The organism is bacterium (assembly GCA_035528375.1).
In the GTDB taxonomy this organism is placed as follows: Bacteria; RBG-13-66-14; RBG-13-66-14; order RBG-13-66-14; family RBG-13-66-14; genus RBG-13-66-14.
On sequence record DATKYS010000115.1, the window covers coordinates 1 to 4,565 of the forward strand.

The 4,565-nt window shown below is 68.8% G+C and carries 3 protein-coding genes; all 3 read left to right on the plus strand.

The window, feature by feature from the left end; translation table 11 throughout:
- The coding region (locus VM054_09215) for an Ig-like domain-containing protein (GenBank protein HUT99240.1) at window positions 1-1,028 on the plus strand (1,028 nt) is incomplete at its 5' end.
- A gap of 286 nt (window positions 1,029-1,314) precedes the next feature.
- Window positions 1,315-3,501 carry a cation-translocating P-type ATPase gene (locus VM054_09220; GenBank protein ID HUT99241.1) on the plus strand — a complete coding sequence of 729 codons (2,187 nt, stop codon included), beginning with the start codon at window positions 1,315-1,317 and terminating at the stop codon, window positions 3,499-3,501.
- A 228-nt stretch (window positions 3,502-3,729) separates the two neighbouring features.
- Window positions 3,730-4,383 carry a sugar transferase gene (locus VM054_09225; GenBank protein ID HUT99242.1) on the plus strand — a complete coding sequence of 218 codons (654 nt, stop codon included), beginning with the start codon at window positions 3,730-3,732 and terminating at the stop codon, window positions 4,381-4,383.
- Window positions 4,384-4,565: the final 182 nt, after the last annotated feature.

The window sequence follows — 4,565 nt, forward strand, 5'->3', positions numbered from 1 at the left end:
ACTACCTCTCCAGCGCGATAAGCAGCCTGTGGCCGAGTTGCTCCGCCACGTACTACGACGGCAGCACATGGCCCACCTTCATATCCGCCCTGACCGGAAGCGACTGGAGTATGTGCATCGTCGCCGCGATAAACTACACCAGCACCACCTCCAGCGACTGGGCCGCACTGGTGAACTGGTACACCGACTACGCGAAGCTGCATTTCTTCGATTGGGCCACCAACTACGGCTACTCCACCGGCTTGATCAACGCCATGGGCGCTTCGAGCCCCGTGACCATGGGCTTCACCGCGAGCCATTACGTCTGGGATTCGGGCCACGACATCGTCCAGGGCATTGATCCGTGGACCCTCGATATGCACGGCTGGGGCTTCGGCGTCTACCACGAACGCTACAACTGGAGCACGGCCAGCCCGGTGACCGGCTGGACCGCCTCGGAGACCGCCAACCAGGCCGGTATCCTGGAGGCGGAGAACGAGGAGGGCGTCATCACCGGCCTCTACGAGAGCTTCATCGGCGGCGGCCAGGAGCAGCAGCTTTGGGAAAACGTGCTCGATTATATGTGGACAGGTGGTTGGATACCCGGTGAACCGCCTTACGTGACCAGCATGGACCCCGACGATGGGGACACCGGCGTGCCGGTGGACACGGACATCGTGTTCCACTGTGTGCACGATATACATCCCGTAGACACCGATACGATAGTGTTCACGGTGGAGGACACGTCGCGGCGGTCGGGTGGCAGGGCTCTGGGGTCGGATTCAACCCTGGCGGTGGGCCGGGCCGACCCGCGTCCGACGGGCGAGATTTCGGGGACTCTCGGCATTGACGCCACCGACCCGAAGGACGTCCTGTGCACGTTCACGCCCGACGAGGACCTGCCGGTTGACCTGATAAGGTGCACCGTGGCCGCCGGCCTTGCCGATAACCACGGTCACGAGATGCCCGACGACTTCGTCTGGACCTTCACCACCGGGAATTACAGCGTTGAGGACACCACCTGGGGGGCGATAAAAGCGGGGCTCTGACGTGCGCTCGCGGGGAGGGGCCGAGAAAATCCTGAACCGCTCCCCGTGGGGCCGTGGCCGGCTTCGAGCCGGGGGGGCGATAAAAGCGGGGCTCTGACGTGCGCTCGCGGGGAGGGGCCGAGAAAATCATGAACCGCTCCCCGTGGGGCCGTGGCCGGCTTCAAGCCGGGGGGTTCCAGTCATCGGCCCAGGCATGAATGTCGGGGGACCCCGCGAGTCCCCCTTATTAAACGATTCAATCCACCGGGATGACTCTCGATAGGTCGAATCCGACGGAGGAGCCGTCATGAACGCGCCGCACGACGGCCCGGGTCGCGAATCCACCGTGCTCCTGGAGCTGACCGGGATGCACTGCGCCAACTGCGCGGGCAACATCTCCCGGGAGCTGGAGCGGACCGCCGGGGTCCTCGCCGCGGAGGTCAACTTCGGGACCGAAACCGCTTCGGTGCGCTACGACCCGACCCGCGTGACGCCCGTGGAGCTTTTAGGGGCGGTGCGCCGAGCGGGCTACGGCGCCCGGCTGCCCCGTGATACCTCGGAACCCGAAAACGACGCCGATCGGGCGGACCGCCGCCGGGAAGGGTGGCAGCTCGCCCGGGTCCTCACCGGCATCCTTCTCTCCCTGCCGCTCCTGGCGGGGATGTTCTGGATGCCGCTGCACCTGCCGGTCCTTCAGCTCGCGCTCTCGACGCTGGCGTTGGGCTTCGTTGGCTGGCCCTTCTTCCGGGGCATGGTCCGCGAGCTGAAAAACGGTCGTCCGGGGATGGACACGCTGGTCGCCCTGGGCGCGGGTGCGGCGTATATATTCGGCGCCGTCCGCCTGCTGGGCGGTTCGCCCGGACCCTACTACCTCGACGCGCCGGCCATGATAGTCACCCTCATCGGGGTGGGGAAGTACCTGGAGGTGCGGGCCAAGCGCCGGGCGGGGCGGGCGCTCCGCGAAATCCTCGGCCTGGCGGCCAAGAGCGCCCTCAAATTGAACCCCGACGGCTCCACATCCGAGGTGCCTCTGGACCGTCTCCGGGAGGGCGACCGGCTGCTGGTCCGCGCCGGGGCGAAAATCCCCGCCGACGGCGTCGTGGAGCGCGGGAGCTCCAGCGTGGACGAGTCGCTCCTAACCGGCGAGCCGCTGCCGGTTTACAAGACCGTCGGGGACGCGGTGGTCGGCGGCACGGTGAACGGCGGCGGCCTCCTCGAAATGCGCGTCACCGAGGTCGGCGCCGGGTCGGTCCTGGCCCAAATCGCCGAGCTGGTCGGGCGGGTCCAGGCCTCCAAGGCCCCGTCCCAGCGGCTGGCGGACCGCGTGGCCGGGATTTTCGTCCCGGTGGTCCTGGGGCTCGCGGTGGTCGTCTTCGCCCTGTGGTACTGGCTGGGCGGGTCGGCGGAGGCCGCCCTGGTGAACGCGGTCAGCCTCCTGGTCGTCGCCTGCCCCTGCGCCCTGGGGCTGGCGACACCCATGGCGGTGATCGTGGGGTCGGGTCTGGCGGCCCGTCGGGGGGTCCTCTTCCGCGACGCCGCCGTCCTGGAAACCGCCGCCTCCGTTGACACCGTGGTCTTCGACAAGACCGGGACGCTGACCCTGGGTCGTCCCCGGGTCACGGAGGTCGAGACCTTCGGGTCGGAGGAGGGTGAGGCGCTGGCGCTGGCGGCGGGCCTGGAGCGGGGCTCCAACCACCCCTTCGCCGCGGCGGTCCTGGCCGCCGCCGGGGAGCGCGGCATCGCCCCCTCGGATGTGGCGGAGGTTGAGGAGCTGGCTGGCGCCGGCGTCCGGGGCTCACGGGGCGGCGCCGTGATTCTGTTGGGTCAGCGCTCCATGCTGGAGGCCGCCGGGATTGACGTATCCGCCGCCGACGGGTTCGAAGCGGAAAAAATGGCGTCCGGCTCCGGCATCGCCTACCTGGCCCAGGGCGGAGCCCTCCTGGCCGCGTTGGCGGTTTCCGACGAGCCGCGCCCCGAGGCCGCCGAGGCGCTGGCCGGGCTCAAAAAGTTGGGCATCCGGACCGTCCTGGCCACCGGGGACCGCGAGGCCCCGGCCCGGGCGGTCGCGGAGAAGCTCGGCATCGGGGAGGTCCACGCCGGTCTCGACCCCGCGGGCAAGGCGGAGCTGGTCCGGCGGCTCCAGGCCGAAGGCGCGAGGGTGGCAATGGTGGGCGACGGCATCAACGACGCCGTGGCGCTCACCGCGGCCGACGTGGGGGTCGCCCTGGCCTCGGGCACCGACGTGGCGGTGGAGTCGGCCGACGTGACGCTGGTCCACGGCGGCATCGGGGCGGTGGCGCGCTCCTTCGTCCTGGCGAGGAAGACGCGGGGCACGATCAAGGGCAACCTCTTCTGGGCCTTCGCCTACAACACGGGGATGCTGCCGGTGGCCGGCCTGGGGCTCCTGTCGCCGGTGCTGGCGGCGGGGGCGATGGCCGTGAGCTCCCTGTCGGTATCCGCCAACGCCCTGGCGCTCCGTCTGCGGGCCCGTTGAACGCGCCGGGCGTTACTTTTTGCCCCGTCGCGGCGGCGGGCGGGGGCTTTTTTCACGGTCTTTTCTTCGGCCGGGGCCCGCGAAAGGCCGTGTACGCGCCGGAAAATCCCTTCACGGGCCCTTCCGCGGACGGGTGGCATTTTTCTTGCACCCCATATACCGGCCGGACTTGACAATTCGTGGGATCGCCGGGTATATTTCTCCTGCAACTAATTGAACATTAACAAGATGCGCGGTTTTCTAAAAAGAGCCCTGGATTTCGTCGTCGCCGCGGTCGGCGTCGTCCTGTTCGCGCCGGTGATGGGCGTCATCGTCGTGGCGATAGCCCTGGGCTCGCCGGGTCCGGTGCTCTTCCGGCAGGAGCGCGTCGGCCGCCGCGGGCGCATCTTCAGGATGTATAAGTTCCGCACCATGGAGACGGGCGCGGACGGCCGCGGCATCACCTCGGCGGGCGATCCCCGGATCACCCGCGTGGGCGCCTTCCTGCGCTCCTGGAAGCTGGACGAGCTGCCGAACCTGTTCAACGTGCTCCGGGGCGAGATGAGCGTGGTGGGACCGCGGCCCGAGCTTCCCTGCTATCTTTCGGGCCTCACCGGGCGTCAGCGGCGCATCCTGGAGCTCCGGCCCGGCATCACCGGCCTGGCCCAGCTCCGCTACATCAACGAGTCGCTGGTCATCACCCAGGAGCAGGTGGACCAGGACTACGAGTGGATTCTGGCGCGGAAGATAAGCCTCGACCTGGCCTATCTGGAACGGGCCGGGGCCCTCTACGACCTGCGGCTCATCCTCGCCACCTTCTGGATGCTGCTGCGCGGCGATTCGGCGAGGGCCCGGCTCCCCCACGTGCCGAAGCTGGCGGGCTCCCCCGAGACGGCGAATTAGGCGTCAGTCGCGTATACTTGCTGCGATGATGTAGGGGCCGACCGACGGCGCGCCGTTCAGGTCGGCCCGTTTTTTTCTAAGGCAGCCCTCACCCCCATCCCCTCTCCCACAGGGAGAGGGGGGCCGCTGCACCCCCCTTCCCAACCTTCCCCCCAAAGGGGGGAGGGGACATGCGGGCGACC